15 protein-coding genes are annotated in these 17,377 nt (G+C 70.7%); 13 read left to right on the top strand and 2 right to left on the bottom strand.

The window, feature by feature from the left end:
* The first annotated feature begins 92 nt into the window (after positions 1-92).
* The 8 genes from LPW41_RS15040 to LPW41_RS15005 all read left to right on the top strand — a co-directional run bounded on the left by LPW41_RS15040 (position 93) and on the right by LPW41_RS15005 (position 8,894).
* Positions 93-1,148 (top strand): acyl-CoA dehydrogenase, encoded by a 1,056-nt coding sequence (locus tag LPW41_RS15040; RefSeq protein ID WP_230705290.1) that lies wholly within the window; start codon positions 93-95, stop codon positions 1,146-1,148.
* The gene (locus LPW41_RS15035; RefSeq protein ID WP_154097658.1) at positions 1,142-2,503 is read left to right on the top strand and encodes a PIG-L family deacetylase; all 1,362 of its coding nucleotides are present in this window, start codon (positions 1,142-1,144) and stop codon (positions 2,501-2,503) included. The genes LPW41_RS15040 and LPW41_RS15035 overlap by 7 nt, the downstream gene beginning before the upstream one ends.
* Positions 2,500-3,219 carry a glycosyltransferase family 2 protein gene (locus tag LPW41_RS15030; protein ID WP_230705289.1) on the top strand — a complete coding sequence of 240 codons (720 nt, stop codon included), beginning with the start codon at positions 2,500-2,502 and terminating at the stop codon, positions 3,217-3,219. The genes LPW41_RS15035 and LPW41_RS15030 overlap by 4 nt, the downstream gene beginning before the upstream one ends.
* An 87-nt stretch (positions 3,220-3,306) precedes the next feature.
* Complete coding sequence (locus tag LPW41_RS15025) at positions 3,307-4,488, top strand: zinc-dependent alcohol dehydrogenase (RefSeq protein ID WP_230705288.1); 1,182 nt, start codon at positions 3,307-3,309, stop codon at positions 4,486-4,488.
* Between the two features lie 203 nt (positions 4,489-4,691).
* Positions 4,692-6,422, top strand: coding sequence for a circularly permuted type 2 ATP-grasp protein (locus LPW41_RS15020; RefSeq protein WP_144834505.1), 1,731 nt, complete (start codon positions 4,692-4,694; stop codon positions 6,420-6,422).
* Positions 6,416-7,348 (top strand): alpha-E domain-containing protein, encoded by a 933-nt coding sequence (locus LPW41_RS15015; protein WP_144834506.1) that lies wholly within the window; start codon positions 6,416-6,418, stop codon positions 7,346-7,348. The genes LPW41_RS15020 and LPW41_RS15015 overlap by 7 nt, the downstream gene beginning before the upstream one ends.
* Positions 7,345-8,190 (top strand): transglutaminase family protein, encoded by an 846-nt coding sequence (locus tag LPW41_RS15010; RefSeq protein WP_144834507.1) that lies wholly within the window; start codon positions 7,345-7,347, stop codon positions 8,188-8,190. The genes LPW41_RS15015 and LPW41_RS15010 overlap by 4 nt, the downstream gene beginning before the upstream one ends.
* Before the next feature lie 68 nt (positions 8,191-8,258).
* Positions 8,259-8,894: a hypothetical protein gene (locus tag LPW41_RS15005; protein WP_230705287.1), complete on the top strand. Its 636-nt coding sequence runs from the start codon at positions 8,259-8,261 to the stop codon at positions 8,892-8,894.
* A gap of 261 nt (positions 8,895-9,155) precedes the next feature.
* On the opposite strand, the gene LPW41_RS15000 is transcribed toward LPW41_RS15005, so the two are convergent.
* The gene (locus LPW41_RS15000; RefSeq protein ID WP_144834509.1) at positions 9,156-9,773 is read right to left on the bottom strand and encodes a TetR/AcrR family transcriptional regulator; all 618 of its coding nucleotides are present in this window, start codon (positions 9,771-9,773) and stop codon (positions 9,156-9,158) included.
* A 72-nt stretch (positions 9,774-9,845) separates the two neighbouring features.
* On the opposite strand from LPW41_RS15000, the gene LPW41_RS14995 reads away from it, so the two are divergent.
* Positions 9,846-11,318 carry an MDR family MFS transporter gene (locus tag LPW41_RS14995; RefSeq protein ID WP_230705286.1) on the top strand — a complete coding sequence of 491 codons (1,473 nt, stop codon included), beginning with the start codon at positions 9,846-9,848 and terminating at the stop codon, positions 11,316-11,318.
* 85 nt (positions 11,319-11,403) lie between these two features.
* Here the strand turns inward: LPW41_RS14995 and LPW41_RS14990 are convergent, their stop codons facing one another.
* Positions 11,404-12,420, bottom strand: coding sequence for a LacI family DNA-binding transcriptional regulator (locus LPW41_RS14990; RefSeq protein ID WP_154097653.1), 1,017 nt, complete (start codon positions 12,418-12,420; stop codon positions 11,404-11,406).
* Between the two features lie 143 nt (positions 12,421-12,563).
* On the opposite strand from LPW41_RS14990, the gene LPW41_RS14985 reads away from it, so the two are divergent.
* From LPW41_RS14985 to rhaS, 4 genes are read left to right on the top strand one after another with little or no spacing between them, the layout of a single operon-like run.
* The gene (locus LPW41_RS14985) at positions 12,564-14,096 is read left to right on the top strand and encodes a sugar ABC transporter ATP-binding protein (RefSeq protein ID WP_230705285.1); all 1,533 of its coding nucleotides are present in this window, start codon (positions 12,564-12,566) and stop codon (positions 14,094-14,096) included.
* A gap of 52 nt (positions 14,097-14,148) precedes the next feature.
* Positions 14,149-15,183 carry an ABC transporter permease gene (locus LPW41_RS14980; protein WP_230705284.1) on the top strand — a complete coding sequence of 345 codons (1,035 nt, stop codon included), beginning with the start codon at positions 14,149-14,151 and terminating at the stop codon, positions 15,181-15,183.
* On the top strand, positions 15,180-16,244 hold the full coding sequence (locus tag LPW41_RS14975) for an ABC transporter permease (protein WP_230705283.1): 1,065 nt from the start codon (positions 15,180-15,182) through the stop codon (positions 16,242-16,244). Before LPW41_RS14980 ends, LPW41_RS14975 begins: the two co-directional genes overlap by 4 nt.
* 47 nt (positions 16,245-16,291) lie before the next feature.
* Positions 16,292-17,341: a rhamnose ABC transporter substrate-binding protein gene (gene rhaS, locus LPW41_RS14970; protein WP_144834518.1), complete on the top strand. Its 1,050-nt coding sequence runs from the start codon at positions 16,292-16,294 to the stop codon at positions 17,339-17,341.
* Positions 17,342-17,377: the final 36 nt, after the last annotated feature.

Genomic DNA, 17,377 nt, shown 5'->3' with positions numbered 1-17,377 from the left:
CGTCCCCGCGGGCCGGGCGCGAACACACCGGACGAACGCGGCACGTGTCAAGCATCTAGGTGCCGCACCGTGGCTCGGCGGATGCTCGGGAGGTGACCGACGGTTCCCCCCTCCCGTTCCCCCTGCTCTTCTCCTCCGACTCTCTCGACGACGCCGCGCTCGACGGCGTCCGCGAGGTGCTGCGCGCGGCGGATGCCACTTACGCGCTCGGCCGCGACATCACGGCGACGATGGAATGGGCGAGCGGAGTCCGCCTGCCGTCGACGCTCGCCGCCCGGTGGGAGCTGCTCGCCTCGGTCGCGGCGCGCGATGTGGCGGCCGCCCGCGTGCTCGAGCCGCACCTCGACGCGCTGTCGATCCTCGACGAAGCGGCATCCGCCGGTTTCGAGATCGCCGTGGATCCGGATGCCACGTGGGGGGTCTTCGCCGCGGAAGGCGCGGGCATGCGCCTCGAGGCCCGGAACGACGGCGGCACGTGGACGTTGCACGGCACGAAGCCGTGGTGCTCGCTGGCCGCCCACCTCTCGCACGCCCTCGTCACGGCCTGGGTCGACGACGACCGCCGACAGCTCTTCGCCGTCGACCTGCGCGACCCCGCGGTCACCGCGCGGCCCGGGCCCTGGCATGCCCGCGGGCTCGCGCAGGTCGTCAGTGCGCCGATCGACGTCGACGGCGCCGTCGCGCTGCCCGTCGGCGACCCCGGGTGGTACCTGCGGCGCCCCGGCTTCGCGCACGGCGGCGTCGGCGTCGCCGCGTGCTGGTGGGGCGGGGCCGTTCCGCTGCGCACGGCGCTGCGCGACGCCGCGCGGTCGGAGAGGGCGGATCAGGTGGCGGCGATGCACCTCGGCCGCGCCGACGTCGCGCTGTGGGCGGCGCGGGCCGCCCTCGTCGAGACGGCGGACGTCTTCGCGGCGGGAGACGCGGCCGGCCAGGGCTTGCGCGCAGCCCGCGCGCGCACCGTCGTGGCCGACGCGGTCGAGACGGTGATCGCGAGCTCCGCGCACGCCCTGGGCCCGCTGCCGCTGACCGCCGACGAGTCCCACGCGCGGCGCGTGGCCGACCTGCAGGTGTACGTGCGGCAGCATCACGCGGAGCGCGACCTCGCCCGCATCGGGGCCGACGTCGCGGCGGGAGACGGCGCATGGTGAGCTTCGACCACCGCGACCCGGGCACCGACGAGTCGGTCTGGGCGGCCGCGCTCGCCGCCCGCGACCTGGTGACGCTCGACCTCGACGTCGACCGGGTGATCGTCGTGGCCGCGCACCCCGACGACGAGAGCCTCGGAGCCGCCGGTCTGCTCGCGAGCGCGACGGCCCGCGGCATCCGCGTCGAGATCGTGATCGTGACCGACGGCGAGGGCTCGCACCCCGACTCGCCGACCCACAGCCCCGCCACCCTCGCTCTCGTGCGCAGGCGCGAGGTCGCCGTGGCGGTCGAGGCGGTGGGGGTCGCGGGCGTGCCGCGGTTCCTCGGCCTGCCCGACGGGGGCACCGACGCGCACCGCGACGACATCGCCGCGGCGCTGCACGAGGTGCTCGACCGCGCCGGCGACGACCGCGTGCTGGTGCTGTCGCCCTGGCGCGGAGACGGCCACCGCGACCACCGGGTCGTGGGCGAGATCGTCGAAGAGGTCTGCGCGCAGCGGGGCGTGCGTTCGCGCGCGTTCCCGATCTGGCTGTGGCACTGGGGGAGTCCCGACGACGTGCCCTGGGCCCGCGCGGAGCGCCTGGCCCTCGACGACGCGGCCCGGGATGCCAAGGCCCGCGCCCTGCGCGCGCACGAGAGCCAGCTGTCGGCCCTGTCGGCCGCGCCCGGCGACGAACCGATGATCCACGCGCGCATGCACGCCCACTTCACCCGCGACGAAGAGGTCTTCTTCGCCCCGGAACCCGCCGCCGCGAGCGTCGGCCCCGAGTACTTCGACGGCATGTACGCCCGCCACGACGACCCCTGGGGCTTCGACTCGCGCTGGTACGAGCAGCGCAAGCGGGCGGTGCTGCTCGCGGCCCTGCCCCGGCGGCGGTACCGCGCCGTGTTCGAGGCGGGGTGCTCGACCGGCGCGCTGACGGGGGAGCTCGCCGACCGCGGTGACCGGGTGCTGGCCGTCGACCTGTCGCCGGCGGCTCTGGAGCGGGCAGCGCGCCGACTCGAGGGGCGGGCGAACGTCGAGCTGCGCGTCGCCTCGCTCCCCGCCGACTGGCCCGACGGGGTGTTCGACCTCGTCGTCCTGTCGGAGGTGGCCTACTACTGGAACGACGCCGACCTCGCGGCCGGACTGACCGCGGCGGCGTCGGCGCTCGAGCCCCAGGGCCATCTGGTCGCCTGCCACTGGCGGCATCCGGTCGCCGAGTACCCGCGCTCCGGTGACAGCGTGCACGCCGCGCTCGCCGCGGTGCCGACCCTCGTGCGCCTCGTGCGACACGAGGAAGACGACTTCGTGCTCGAGGTCTACGGCCGCTCCGGGGCCCGGTCGGTGGCCGTCGAGGCGGGACTCGTGCCGTGAGGGCCGTGGTGGTCGCGATCCCCGCGCACGACGAGGAGGCGCTGATCGGGCGGTGTCTCGCGACGGTCACCCGCGCCGTCGCCCATGCCCGCGAGCGTGAGCCCGATCTCGACGCGCGGATCGTCGTCGTGCTCGACGCGTGCACCGACACCACCGCGATGCAGGTGCGCCGGTGGCCGGTCGAGGCGGTCGAGATCTCGTCGCGAGTGGTCGGTACGGCCCGCCGCGTCGGAGTGGCCCACGGTCTCGCCGCGCTCGACGCGGATCCCGAACGCACGTGGATCGCGATGACGGATGCCGACTCCACGGTGCCCCGCGAGTGGCTCACCCATCAGCTCGACCTCATGGACGCCGGTATCGACGTCGTGCTGGGTACGGTGCGCCCCGACTTCGCCGACCTCAGCGATCGCCACGCGGCGTACTGGCGTGCCACCCACCCGCGCGGTCGCCCGGCGGGGAACGTCCACGGCGCGAACCTCGGCATCCGGGCCCGCACGTACCTCGAGGTCGGCGGCATCCGGGATCTCGCCCTGCACGAGGACGTCGCCCTCGTCGACGCCGCACGGGCGACCGGCGCGCGGGTGCGGGCGAGCGACGAGCACGAGGTCGAGACCTCGGGGCGCTTCACCGGACGCACGCCCGCCGGATATGCCGCGTTCCTGCGCCGCGTGCACGCGTGGATCGACGCGCCCCCGCTCGCCGCCGAGGGCGCCTAGGGCTGCGCGCCGGGCTCGTCAACCACCTCACGCCCGTCGGCGCCGCACGCGCAGACTGGCTGTTCCCCCGCAACGAAAGGCACGACCATGAAGGCACTGACCTGGCAGGGCAAGCGCAACGTGAGCGTCGAGGAGGTCCCCGACCCGCAGATCCTCGAACCGACGGACGCGATCGTGAAGATCACCTCGACGGCGATCTGCGGCTCCGACCTGCACCTGTACGAACTGTTCGGGCCCTTCATCGATAAGGGCGACGTTCTCGGACACGAGCCGATGGGCGTCGTGGTCGAGGTCGGCTCGGCCGTAACGAACCTCGCCGTCGGCGACCGCATCGTCGTGCCCTTCAACATCTCGTGCGGGCACTGCTTCATGTGCCGCCGCGGCCTGCAGTCGCAGTGCGAGACGACGCAGGTGCGCGAGTACGGCAGCGGCGCCGCCCTGTTCGGCTACACCAAGCTCTACGGCCAGGTGCCGGGCGGCCAGGCCGAGTACCTGCGCGTGCCGCTCGCCGACTACAACCACATCCGCGTCGGCGACGACCTGCCCGACGACCGCTACCTCTTCCTCAGCGACATCGTGCCCACCGCCTGGCAGGGCGTGCAGTACGCCAACGTGCCCGAGGGCGGAACGCTCGCCGTGATGGGCCTCGGCCCGGTCGGCCAATTCGCGGCCCGCATCGGTGTGCACCTCGGCTACCGCGTGCTCGCGATCGAGCCCGAAGCCGAGCGTCGCGCCATGGCCGAGCGGCACGGCGTGCTCACGTACGACCTCACCGACACGGTGGTCGACGAGCTCCTCGACCTCTCGGAGGGTCGTGGGGCGGATGCCGTGGTCGACGCCGTCGGCATGGAGGCGCACGGAAACGGCGGGATCAAGTTGGCGCAGAGCGCCGTGGGCCTTCTGCCCGACCCGATCGCGCAGAAGCTCATGGACAAGGCCGGACTCGACCGCCTCGCCGCCGTCTACGCCTCGATCGACCTCGTGCGCCGCGGCGGCACCGTCTCGCTGAGCGGCGTCTACGCGGGTGAAGCCGACGTGCTGCCCATGAAGACGATGTTCGACAAGCAGCTGAACCTGCGCATGGGCCAGTGCAACGTCAAGCGCTGGATCGACGACCTGCTGCCCCTCGTCGAAGACCCCGCCGATCCGCTCGGGGTCATGGACCTGGTCACGCACCACGCCCCGCTGGAAGATGCGCCCGGCCTGTACGAGACGTTCCAGAAGAAGGAAGACGGCTGCATCAAGGTCGTGCTGCGCCCCGGCGCCTGACGGGTGCCGCCCCGGCGGGCGGCGCCGTCGTGCGGAGTCCAGCGGCGACACGCCGGGGGTCGGGCGGCCGGCCCCGGTGTGTCGGCCGCGGCGTCCGCACGACGGAGCCTGGGGCGCGAGTTCCCGGCTCCGCTTGCGCGACGGGCGCGCGAGAGCGCGGGTGGGAAACGTATCCGCAACACGTCGCTGGGTAAGGTCGACGCATGGGTGACCTGTTCGACGGTTACGGCTCCACGCTGGCGCCGCGCAAGACCGCATCCGGCATCCCGGCGTTCGACGAGATGTTCGGCGTTCCGGCGAGTCCCGGAGAAGCCGCCCCCTCGCGCGAGGCGTACCGGGAGCTGTACCAAGCGCTCGCACAGATGACGCAGGAAGAACTGCGCGGGCGCACCGAATCGCTCGCGAGTTCGTACCTCGCGCAGGGCGTGACGTTCGACTTCGCGGGCGAGGAACGACCGTTCCCGTTGGATGCCGTGCCCCGGGTCATCGCGTACGACGAGTGGTCGCGCATCGAGGCCGGTGTCAAGCAGCGCGTGCGCGCGCTCGAGGCGTTCCTCGACGACGCCTACGGCAACCAGCACTGCGTGCGCGACGGCATCCTGCCCGCGGGCCTCATCTCGTCGTCGCAGTACTTCTACCGCCAGGCCGCCGGCATCCGCAGCGCCAACGGCGTGCGCATCCAGGTGTCGGGCATCGACCTCATCCGCGACGAGCACGGCGAGATGCGCGTGCTCGAAGACAACGTGCGCGTGCCCTCGGGCGTCTCGTACGTCATCTCGAACCGCCGCGTCATGGCGCAGACGCTCCCCGAGCTGTTCGTCTCGATGCGCGTGCGCCCCGTCGGCGACTACCCCAACAAGTTGCTTGCCGCCCTGCGCGCCTCGGCCCCGCCCGGGATCGACGACCCGAACATCGTCGTGCTCACGCCGGGTGTCTACAACTCCGCGTACTTCGAGCACACGTTGCTCGCGCGCCTGATGGGCGTCGAGCTCGTCGAGGGACGCGACCTGCTCTGCGTCGGCGGCAAGGTGTTCATGCGCACCACCCGCGGCCCGCAGCGCGTCGACGTGATCTACCGCCGCGTCGACGACGACTTCCTCGACCCGCTGCAGTTCCGCGCCGACTCGATGCTCGGGGCTCCCGGCCTCATGCTCGCCGCGCGCCTGGGCAACGTCACCATCGCCAACGCGGTGGGCAACGGCGTCGCCGACGACAAGCTGCTCTACACGTACGTGCCCGATCTGATTCGGTACTACCTCGCCGAGGAGCCGATCCTGAAGAACGTCGACACCTGGCGGCTCGAAGATCCGGGCGCCCTCGAAGAGGTGCTCGACCGCCTGCCCGAACTCGTCGTGAAGCCGGTCGACGGCTCGGGCGGCAAGGGGCTCGTGGTGGGTCCCGACGCCTCTCCCGCCGAACTCGACGCCCTGCGCAAGCGGCTCAAGGCCGACCCCCGCGGCTGGATCGCTCAGCCCGTGGTCATGCTCTCGACCATCCCGACGCTCGTCGAAGACGGGATGCGCCCGCGTCACGCCGACCTGCGTCCCTTCGCGGTCAACGACGGCGACGACATCTGGGTGCTGCCCGGCGGTCTGACCCGCGTGGCGCTTCCGGAGGGTCAGCTCGTGGTCAACTCCAGCCAGGGCGGCGGCTCGAAGGACACGTGGATCGTCGGCGGCTCGGCCCCCTCGCACGTCGAGTACGGCCAGGGCAACGGCGTCTCGGGACTCGTCGCCGACCAGGCCGCGGTCACCGAGGCGATCCCGATCATCTACGACGGGCAGCCGACGCCCGCCACGGCACCGCGCGACCTGCACCCCGACCGCGACCAGCAGGAGCAGCAGCAGCAGGCGGATGCCGGCGTGCAGCACGGTCCGCAGGCCGAGCAGCAGCAGCAGGCGCGCGAGCAGGGCGAGGAGGTTCCGGGATGCTGAGCCGTATCGCAGAGAGCCTGTTCTGGATCGGGCGCTACATCGAGCGCAGCGACGGAACCGCCCGCATCCTCGACGTGCACCTGCAGCTTCTGCTGGAGGACCCGTGGATCGACGAGGACACCGCGTGCCGATCGCTTCTCAGCGTGATGGGCTCTGCCCTGCCCGAGAACGTCGAAGCCGTGCGCCGCGACGACGTGCTCGCCCGTCTCGCCGTCGACCGCATGAACCCCTCGAGCATCGCCTACTCGCTCACCGCCGCGCGTGAGAACGCCCGCCGCGCGCGCGAGATCGTGTCGACGGAGTTGTGGGAGATCCTCAACACCACGAACGCGCGGATGCCGCGACGCCTGCAGACCGACAAGGTGCACGAGTTCTTCCAGTGGACCCGTGAGCGCGCGGCGCTCGCGATCGGCATCGTCGACTCCTCGACCAACCGCGACGAGGCCTGGCAGTTCTTCACGCTCGGTCGCAGCATCGAGCGCACCGACATGACCGCGCGTCTGCTCGCGACACGCTCGCTGACCGAGGTATCGGGGCCGTCGTGGACCACGATCCTCCGCTCGTGCGGGGCGTACGAGGCGTACCTCCGCACCTACCGCGGCATGCCAAGTGCCCGCAACGCCGCGGAGTTCCTGCTGCTCGACCGCCTCTTCCCGCGCTCGATCATCTACTCGATCCAGCGGGCCGAAGACTGCATGAGCGCGATCGACCCGCGCGCCGACCGCGTCGGTCACTCCAACACGGTGCTGCGCGCCCTCGGGCAGATCCGCAACGATCTGGAGTACCGCCCGATCAGCGACATCCTCGCCGAGCTCCCCGAGCACATGCAGCGCGTGCAGACGGTCACGCGCGAGGCGTCGGAGGCGATCCGTTCGCGCTTCTTCCCGACGCAGGCTGAACCGTCGTGGATCGGAGAAATCTCGTGAAACGCCTGCGCATCGAGCACCAGACCGGGTTCGTCTACCCCGGCGACGTCGTCGCGTCGTACAACGAGGCGCGCATGCTGCCGCACTCCACCGACAGTCAGTTCGTGCTGAGCTCGTCGCTCGACATCGAGCCCTCGACCTCGGTGAACCAGTACGTCGACTACTTCGGCACGCGCGTCGCGGCGTTCGACGTGCTGTCGCCGCACTCGTCGCTGACAATCACGGCGCGCTCGCTCATCGAGGTGCGCCCGCGGCCGATCGAGCACGCCGACATCACCTGGGAGCAACTGGCCGCCGAGGCGGGGCGGTCGATCTCGACCGTCGAGCAGTTGACGCAGACGAGGCGCACGGCGCCCCACCCCGAGGTGGCCGAGCTCGCCCGCTCGATCGCGGCGCAGCACGATCGCCCGGGTCCCGCGGCCCACGCGATCGCCGAGGCGATCGGCGACGCGATCGACTACATGCAGGGCGTCACCGGCGTGACCTCCACGGCCATCGACGCGTGGGAGGCCCGCAAGGGCGTGTGCCAGGACATCGCGCACATCGCGATCGGCGCTCTGCGCGAGGTCGGCATCCCGGCGCGCTACGTCTCGGGTTACCTGCACCCGAAGCCCTCCGCCGAGGTGGGCGAAGCCGTCACGGGTGAGTCGCACGCCTGGGTGGAGTGGTTCGCGGGCGACTGGCAGGGCTTCGACCCCACGAACAACATCGAGATCGGCGACCGCCACGTGCTCGTCGGTCGCGGGCGCGACTACAACGACGTGCCGCCGCTGCGCGGCGTCTATGCCGGCCCCGGCAAGAGCAACCTCAAGGTGAGGGTCACGATCACGCGCGAGACCTGAGCTCCAGGCCCCTGAAATATACGCCAGACGTATACATGAGGGTGTTGGGGGTGCTCATGGGCTCAGATGTGGACATCGTCCGGTCTGTCGCCGCTTCTCCGCTGCGAACGGTCCGGTTGAAGGACGTTCCCCCGTTCGTGCAGAACATGTGGCGGGCGGTCGAAAGTCTCACCGATCGTGGCGCATTGCTGCGCCTGGGACACGGCATCTACACGGCGCCGCCCGACGGTGAAGACGGGCGTCTCTGGCGGCCGTCGCTCGAGTCGACCGCGCTCGCCATCGCCTCGGCCCGCGCCGGTGAACGATCCGCGGCTCTCATGGGCGTCAGCGCGGCACGCCACTGGGGCGTCCTGCCTCGAGCGATCGGCGTGGCGACGGTCGCCGTGGACCGGGGGAAGCGCGCTGTCGTCGAGCTGGATCAGGGGGGAGCGGTCCAACTCGTTCCGCGTCCTCTCGATCTGCTCGATCTCGTTCTCGAGCGCATGAGCCTCGGGCAAGGGCTGGTGGCGACGAAGGCGCAGACCTTGTTCGATCTCGTCTCGCGCAGGCCCGTCGACGGGCTCGCGAAGGAGATCGGACAGGCGATAGAGAACCTCATGGTCGTGGTGGAAGTCGAGGACTACGCAGACGTGTTGGCGCGTGCCGTGCGGCCGAATACGGCCGCACGTGCCGCCCTGGAACGCTTGCGGCACGTGCATGGCTGAGCGGCGCTCGGCGCCCGCGGGGATGGAGTCGACCCCGGGCATCCTGGACGAAGCGGAGCGGCTCGCGGTACAAGCGGTTTTCGGTGTCGATGCAGTGCGTCGAGCATCAGCTTCGTCGAGTTCCCGACACCCACGGAGTGGGAACGGTCGCTGGGGCATCAGTGCGTCGTCACGGTCGCCCCGCACGAGGCTGCGGCTGTCGTTGCTGCCGCCGTGGAAGACGCGGCCCGTGCCCTCGAGGCTCGATCCGAGACCAGAGCTCTAGGCCCCGGCGGCGCGGGTGAGCCTGCTCTGCACGTCGCGGTGCAGGTCGACGAGCGTTCGCGTCTGCCCCTGGTCGTGCAGGCGCGCCCACTCGTCGAGGGTGGTGCGCATCTCGAGCCCCGCGATGCCCAGCGCCGTGCGCACGTCGAGCTCGACGAGCCCGATCCGCTCGGCGAGCTCGGGAACGAAGCGGTCGGCCGAGGTGACCTCGCGACGCACCGCGGCGCCGAGGAGAGACGGCTCGTGAGCGATGAGTCGGCGCACCCGCAGGTAGCGCTCGCGCGCCTGTGCGTCGGCGTCGAGCAGCTCCAGCTCGCGGGCGAAGACCTCGCGGAGCGCTGATAGGAGCGCGCGGATGTCGTCGCCGACGTCGGCGACTCCGGCCAGGGCGTCGGCGAAGCGCCCGTCGTCGATGAACACCGCGTCTTCCTTCGTGCCCGCGAGGCGGAAGAAGGTGCGCGGCGAGACCCCGGCGCGCGCGGCGATCTCATCGACCGTGGTGCCGTGCACCCCTTTGGCTTCGAAGAGGTCGAGGGCCGCGGCGCAGATCTCGATCGACGTCTCTCGGCGTCGTCGGTCGCGAAGTGCCTCGACGGGTGCATCCGGGACGGTCATATCGGCTACAGTAGTCGATGTCGTGTTGGCAGTGACTGCCAATATGGCCCCGCCTGCTTAGATTGGTCGCCCATGGTCTCCACCGGAACACTCCCCACCGCCGCCCCGTCGTCGCGCCCCGCCGCGCGCCCCGGGGCGGTCATCGCCCTGCTCGTCGTCGCCGCGTTCGTCGTCATCCTCAACGAGACGATCATGGGCGTCGCTCTGCCCGAGCTCATGCGCGAGCTCGACATCGCCGCCGCCACCGCTCAGTGGCTCACCACCGCGTTCCTGCTCACGATGGCCGTCGTCATCCCCACCACGGGCTTCCTCATCCAGCGCTTCCCGCTGCGCGGATTGTTCTTCGCCGCGATGGGGCTGTTCACCCTCGGCACGCTCATCGCCGCGGTCGCCCCGGGCTTCGGGGTGCTGCTGCTCGGGCGCATCGTGCAGGCCTCGGGCACCGCGATCATGATCCCGCTGCTGTTCACCACCGTGCTCAACGTCGTGCCGGCGAACCGCCGCGGACGCATGATGGGACTCATCTCGATCGTCATCTCGGTGGCGCCTGCCGTCGGCCCGACCGTGTCGGGCTTGATCCTGTCGGTCTTCCCGTGGCGCGCGATGTTCATCGTGATGATCCCGATCGCCCTGATCGCGATCGCCCTCGGCGCGCGCTGGGTGCAGAACCTCACCGAGACGCGTCGCGTGACCCTCGACGTCGTGTCGGTCGTGCTGTCGGCCCTCGCCTTCGGCGGCCTGATCTTCGGGCTCTCGAGCATCGGCGAGGCCGCCGGCGGTCACGCGCTCGTCCCCGTGTGGATCCCCCTCGTCGTCGGAGCCGTGGCCCTCGCCGCCTTCGTCGTGCGGCAGCTGCGCCTCGGCTCGACCGATCGCGTGCTGCTGAACCTCGGGGTGTTCCGGCACTCGAGCTTCACCGTCGCGGTGATCCTCGTGGTCGTGGCGATGACGACGCTCTTCGGCGTGCTCATCCTGCTGCCGCTCTACCTGCAGAACGTGCTCGGTCTCGGCACCCTGCCCACCGGGCTCATGCTGCTGCCGGGTGGTCTGCTGATGGGTCTCATGGCGCCCCTCGTCGGCAACCTCTTCGACCGCTTCGGGGCGCGCCCGTTGGTGCTCCCGGGCGCCGTCGTCGCCAGCGTCGCCCTGTGGGGCTTCGCCACGCTGTCGTCGACCACGCCGATCGGGTTCGTCATCGCCGTGCACTGCGTGTTGAGCCTGGGTCTGGCGTTCATGTTCACACCCCTCATGACCTCGGCCCTCGGTTCGTTGCCGCCGGCGCTGTACCCGCACGGCTCCGCGATCGTGTCGACCGTGCAGCAGCTCGCGGGGGCCATCGGCACCGCGGTGTTCGTGACGTTGATGACGGTCGGTGCCGCGGGAGCGGTGGCGAACGAGGGAGTGTCGATGGTGGATGCCACGGCCTCCGGCATCCACACCGCCTTCTTCGTCGCGGCGTGCCTCTCGCTCGCGGTGATCGTGCTCGCGGCGTTCGTGCGGACCCCGAAGCAGGTCGACGGCGTCGAGAGGGTGCCGGCGCACTGACGCCCGCCGGTGGGTGCCGCGATGCGGTGCCCGCCGGGTGGTCGTGGGGCAGAAGGGCTTGAATCGATTCAGGAATCGACCCGGATCACGGCGTTCCGCCGCTCGTCGACGCCCGCGCGATGAGCTGCGGAGAGAAGACCGTCTGGCGCGTCGGGCGGTCGGGGTCGAGAGCCTCGTCGAGCAGGATCCTCATGGCGGTACCGCCGATGAGGGCGCTCGGCTGACGGACGGACGTCAGGGGCACGGCGGCCGCCGCGGCGAACGAGATGTCGTCGAAACCCACCACCGCGATCTCGTGCGGCACGAGCATGCGGCCGTCGACGACCAGGCTCTGCAGCAGGCCGAGGGCGAGCAGGTCGTTCGCGGCGAACACCGCGTCGGGGCGATCGCGACGCTCTCGGGCGAGCAGCCGACGCCCCGCCGACACGCCCTCCTCCACCGTCATCGCGTGGGTGGGGACCACTTCGAGCGTGGCGGTGTGCTCGCTGTTGTCGACCGCGCTGCGCGCACCGGCGAGGCGGTCGGTCACCTGGCGGATGTCGAACCCTCCGCCGACGAAGGCGATGCGCCGGCGCCCGCGCTCGAGCAGGTGCTCGGCGGCGAGACGTCCGCCGGCGACGCTGTCGACCGACACCGATGAGACCGACCCGTCGCCCGAGAACCTGTCGATCAGCACCGAGGGGATGCCGCGGGCCCGAAGGCGCTTCAATCTCGCGGTGACGTCGCCGAACGGGGCGATCAGCAGACCGCGCACCATCTGCTGCTCGAACAGGTCGATGTACAGCGACTCACGCGCGGCGTCCTCATCGCTGTTGCCGTGCAGGAGCGCGAGTCCCCGGCTGGTGGCCTCGTTCTCGGCCCCGGCGACGACGTCGGCGAAGAACGGATTGCGTCCGTCGAGGGCGACGAAACCGACCGTCGTGCTGATGCCGGCGCGCAACTGGCGGGCGGCGTCGTTGCGCACGTATCCGAGGGTTTCGATGGCGGAGTTCACACGCTCCACGGATGCCGCCGACACGGCATCCGGTCTGTTCAGCACGTTCGACACCGTGCCCACCGAGACTCCGGCGAGGGTCGCGACGTCGCGGATGCTCACCGTCACAGCGGCTCCTCCCGTCACGATCCGGTCTCGACACGATCCTGACTTGACCGCGTCGTCGGCATCACCCTACAGTGACTGGCATCCGATCTGAAACGATTCAGATTACGCCGGGCAACCGGCTCCACCCTCAACGAGGAGGCAGCATGGCTGACGCGATGGCCGCGACACCCGCCACGCCCGATCACGCCCTCGAACTCCGGCGCGTGATGAAGTCGTTCGGCCCGGTGGTCGCCCTCCGGTCGGGGAGCCTCGTGCTCGATCGCGGTTCGATCCACGCCCTGATCGGCGAGAACGGCGCGGGCAAGTCCACGCTCGTCAAGATCATCGCGGGCCTGTACCGCCGCGACGACGGCGACTTCCTTCTCGACGGCGAGAGCGTCGACTTCGCCAGCACGGCGCAGTCCAAGGCCGCCGGCATCGCCGTCATCTACCAGGAGCCCACGCTCTTCCCCGATTTGTCGGTGACCGAGAACATCTTCATGGGGCGCCAGCCCATCGGTCGCCTCGGACGCATCGACCGTGCGGCCATGCGCGAAGAGGCGACGCAGATCTTCCAGCGTCTCGGCGTCGCGCTCGACCCCGACCGGGTGACCGAGGGCCTGTCGATCGCCGACCAGCAGATCATCGAGATCGCCAAGGCCATCTCGCTCGACGCGCGCGTGTTGATCATGGACGAGCCGACGGCGGCCCTCAGTGGCGTCGAGGTCGAGCGGCTGTTCGCGGTGGCGCGCAGCCTGCGCGACGAGGGCCGCGCACTGCTGTTCATCTCGCACCGCTTCGACGAGGTCTTCGCCCTGTGCGACACCGTCACCGTCATGCGCGACGGGGCGTACGTCCACACCACGCCGCTGGCGGACACGACCGTCGACGACCTCGTGCGCCAGATGGTCGGCCGTGATGTCACCGAGCTCTTCCCCAAGCTCCCCTCCACTCCCGGAGACGTGGTGCTCGAAGTCGACGGGCTCACGCGCAAGGGCGTGTTCCGCGACGTGTCGTTCTCGCTCCGCGCGGGCGAGATCGTCGGCCTCGCCGGCCTCGTCGGGGCGGGACGCAGCGAGGTCGCCCGAGCGATCTTCGGCGTCGACTCCTACGAAACGGGCACCGTCCGGCTGAACGGGGCCGTGCTGCCGAAGGGCGACGTGCGTCGCGCCACCGCGCGCGGCCTCGCTCTGGTCCCGGAGGACCGACGCAAGCAGGGACTCGTGCTCGACGAGGGCGTCTCGCGCAACATCACCCTCGCCATCCGGGCCAAGCTGTCGCGCTGGGGCCTGCTGCGCGCGGCCGACGAGAACCGCGCCGCCCGCGAATGGGCGAGTCGCCTCGAGGTCAAGACCGCGGCGCTCGACGCCACGACCGGCACCCTCAGCGGCGGCAATCAGCAGAAGGTCGTCATCGGCAAGTGGCTCGCCACCGAGCCCAAGGTGCTGATCGTCGACGAGCCCACCCGCGGGATCGACGTGGGGACCAAGTCCGAGGTGCACCGCCTTCTCTCCGAACTCGCGCAGCAGGGCCTCGCGATCCTCATGATCTCGAGCGAGCTGCCCGAGGTGCTCGGCATGGCCGACCGGGTGCTCGTCATGCGCGAAGGACGCCTCACCGGTGAATTCGCGCGAGCGGATGCCACTCCCGAGGCCGTCATGTACGCCGCGACCGCCGAAGCGGGGGCCTCCCTGTGATCGCGTCGCGTCAGCTGCTCACCCCGTCCACCCCTGAAGCGGAGGGCCTCCGATGAGCACCGCCACCCCTGTCCGCCCGGGCACCAGTCCCGCCGCGAAGCTCGTCTCGCACGTCGCCACGGCGCGCGAGAGCGGCATCGTGCTCGCTCTGGTGCTGATCATCGTCGTCGCGACGCTCAACAACCCGACGTTCCTGTTCTCGTCCGACGGCTTCCGCGACCTGCTGCTCACCCCGTCGCTGCTGCTGCTGGTCGCCGTGGGACAGGCGATCGTCATCATCACGCGCAACGTCGACCTCTCGGTCGGTTCGGTCGTCGGGCTGACGGCCTACCTGACCGGTCGGCTGTTCATCGACGTGCCGGGTCTTCCCCTCGTCGTCGTCTTCATCGCCGGCATCGTGGTCGGCGGCATCCTGGGCTTCGTCAACGGTGCCCTCGTCGCCTACGCCAAGGTGCCCGCCCTCGTCATCACGCTGGGCACGATGTACATCTACCGCGGGATCAACGTCGCGTGGGCCGGCAGCAACCGCGTCAACGCCTCCGACCTGCCCGGCAGCTTCCGCGACCTCGGCACGGGCCAGGTGCTCGGCATCCCGCTGCTGACGATCCTCGCCGTCGTCGTGCTCGTCGCCGCCGCCTGGTATCTGCGCAACCTCCGCAGCGGACGCGAGCTGTATGCGATCGGTTCCGACCCGGCCGCCGCCCACCTCTACGGCCTCAAGGTCAACCGCCGCATCATCGGAGCCTTCGTCACCAGCGGGGCCCTGGCGGGCCTGGCCGGTGTGCTCTACGCCGCGCGCTATGGCACCGTCGCCTCGAACGCCGGGTTCGGCTGGGAACTGCAGGCGATCGGCGCGGCCGTCATCGGCGGCGTCGCCATCTCGGGCGGCGTGGGCACGGTCTGGGGCGCGGCCATCGGCGCTTACCTGCTGCTGACCATCAACCGCGCCCTGCCGATCCTCGGCATCGATGACTTCTGGCAGCGGGCGGTGGTCGGCGCGCTGATCCTCGGCGCCATCGTGCTCGACCGCGTGCTGGCCGTCCGCCAGTCGCGCAAGCTCACCGCAGAGAGGGAGACGGGTCGATGACCTCCACCACCGTCGACGAACGCGCCCGGACCTACCGCGCGCACGCCCGACCGTTCTGGCGCCGTGCCGTGCTCACGCGCGAGGCCGCGATCATCGGCATCCTGCTGCTGGTGATCGTCGTGTCGCTGGCGACCGTCCGCAACTTCGACAGCCCCCTGACGGTCACCTATCTGCTGCGCGACATCGCACCGATCCTGTTGATCGCGCTGCCGATGACCCTCATCATCATCACCGAGGAGATCGACCTCTCGGTCGCGAGCATCGTCGGCCTGTCGAGCGTCACCGTCGGCGTTCTCACCCAGGCGGGGTGGCCGTTCGAACTCGCGGGCCTCGCGGCGATCATCGTCGGCGTCGTCGCGGGGGCCGTCAACGGATTCCTCGTCACCGTCGTCGGCCTGCCCTCGCTCGCCGTCACCATCGGCACGCTCGCACTATTCCGCGGAATCGCGGTGGGGCTGCTCGGGACCGAGGCCGTCACGGAGTTCCCCGAAACCTGGACCGACCTGGCCAAGGCCAACATCCCCGGCACGCCGCTGCCGCTCATCATGATCCCGTTCGCGGGGCTGGCGATCGTGTTCGCGGTGCTGCTGCACCTCACGCCCTTCGGTCGCTCGCTGTACGCGATCGGCCTGAACAAAGAGGCGGCGCAGTTCTCGGGCATCGACGTCGGCCGCACCAAGTTCGTGCTCTTCGTGATGAGCGGAGCCGTATCGGGCTTCGCCGGCGTGTACTTCACCCTGCTCTACAGCAACGCCCGCGGTGAGAACGCGATGGGCATGGAACTGCAGGTGATCGCCGCCGTGCTGCTGGGCGGAGTGTCGATCTTCGGTGGCCGCGGCGCCCTGCACGGCGTCATCGCCGGTGTGCTGCTCATCGGCACCCTGGGCAGCGCGCTCCGCCTCGCCGGCGTGACGAGCGACATCATCAACGTCATCACCGGACTGCTGCTCGTGCTCTCGGTGGTGTCCGCCAGCCTCCTCGCCGCGTTGCAGGCCCGACGGGCCGCCGCGATCGGCCGCAGGAGGGGCGCGCGCTCCGCCACCCCGACGTCGACCGACTGACCCGCACCCCACTCGCACCACCATCTGTCCCCTGAAAGGAAACAACGATGTTCGCATTCACACGCAAGACCCGCGTCGGCACCGCAGCCGCCGCCCTGGCCCTGGCGGTCACGCTCGTCGCCACCGGCTGCTCCGGCGGCAGCGCCGGAGGAAGCGCCGGCGGTGACGGCGGTGGCGACGGCGGCAACCTCGCCATCACCTTCCTGCCCAAGAACCTGGGCAACCCCTACTTCGAGACCTCGAACAAGGGCGGCGAAGAGGCCATCACCGAGTTCGGCGGCACCTTCGAGCAGGTCGGCCCGAGCGAGGCGACCCCGACGTCGCAGGTGCAGTACATCCAGACCGCGGCCCAGCAGGGCGTGGGCGGCCTGGTCATCTCGGCCAACGACCCGTCGGCCATCTGCGACGCGCTCGACGAGGCGCGCAGCGCCGGCGTCAAGGTCGTCACCTTCGACTCCGACACCGACGCCAAGTGCCGCGACCTCTTCATCAACCAGGCCACCGCCGAGGGCATCGCCAAGGCGCAGGTCGACCTGATCTCGGAGCAGATCGGCGACTCCGGTCAGGTCGCGATCCTCTCCGCCGCGGCCAACGCCACGAACCAGAACGCCTGGATCGAGCTCATGAAGAGCGACCTCGCCGCGAACCACCCGAACATCGAGCTCGTCGACGTCGTGTACGGCGATGACGACGACCAGACGTCGTTCGACCGCACCGCGGCGCTGCTGCAGACCTACCCGAACCTCAAGGGCATCGTGTCGCCGACCACGGTCGGCATCGCCGCCGCCGGTCGCTACCTGTCGACCTCGGAGTTCAAGGGCAAGGTCGCCCTCACGGGCCTCGGCACGCCGAACCAGCTGCGGGAGTACGTTCAGGACGGCACGATCACCTCGTTCGCGCTGTGGAACCCGGCCGACCTCGGCTACCTGAGCGCCTACGCCACCAAGGCCCTCATCGACGGCACCATCACCGGCAAGGAAGGCGACTCGTTCGAGGCCGGCAAGCTCGGCACCTTCACGGTCGGGGCGGACGCCACCGTGCTGCTCGGCGACCCGTTCGTCTTCACCAAGGAGAACATCGGCGACTTCGACTTCTGATCGATCGCCACGCAGGGGCCCCGGCCGTCATCGAGA

This window comes from Microbacterium sp. JC 701, from assembly GCF_021026215.1.
Lineage (GTDB): Bacteria > Actinomycetota > Actinomycetes > Actinomycetales > Microbacteriaceae > Microbacterium > Microbacterium algihabitans.
This window is presented reverse-complemented; position numbering and strand designations above follow the sequence as displayed.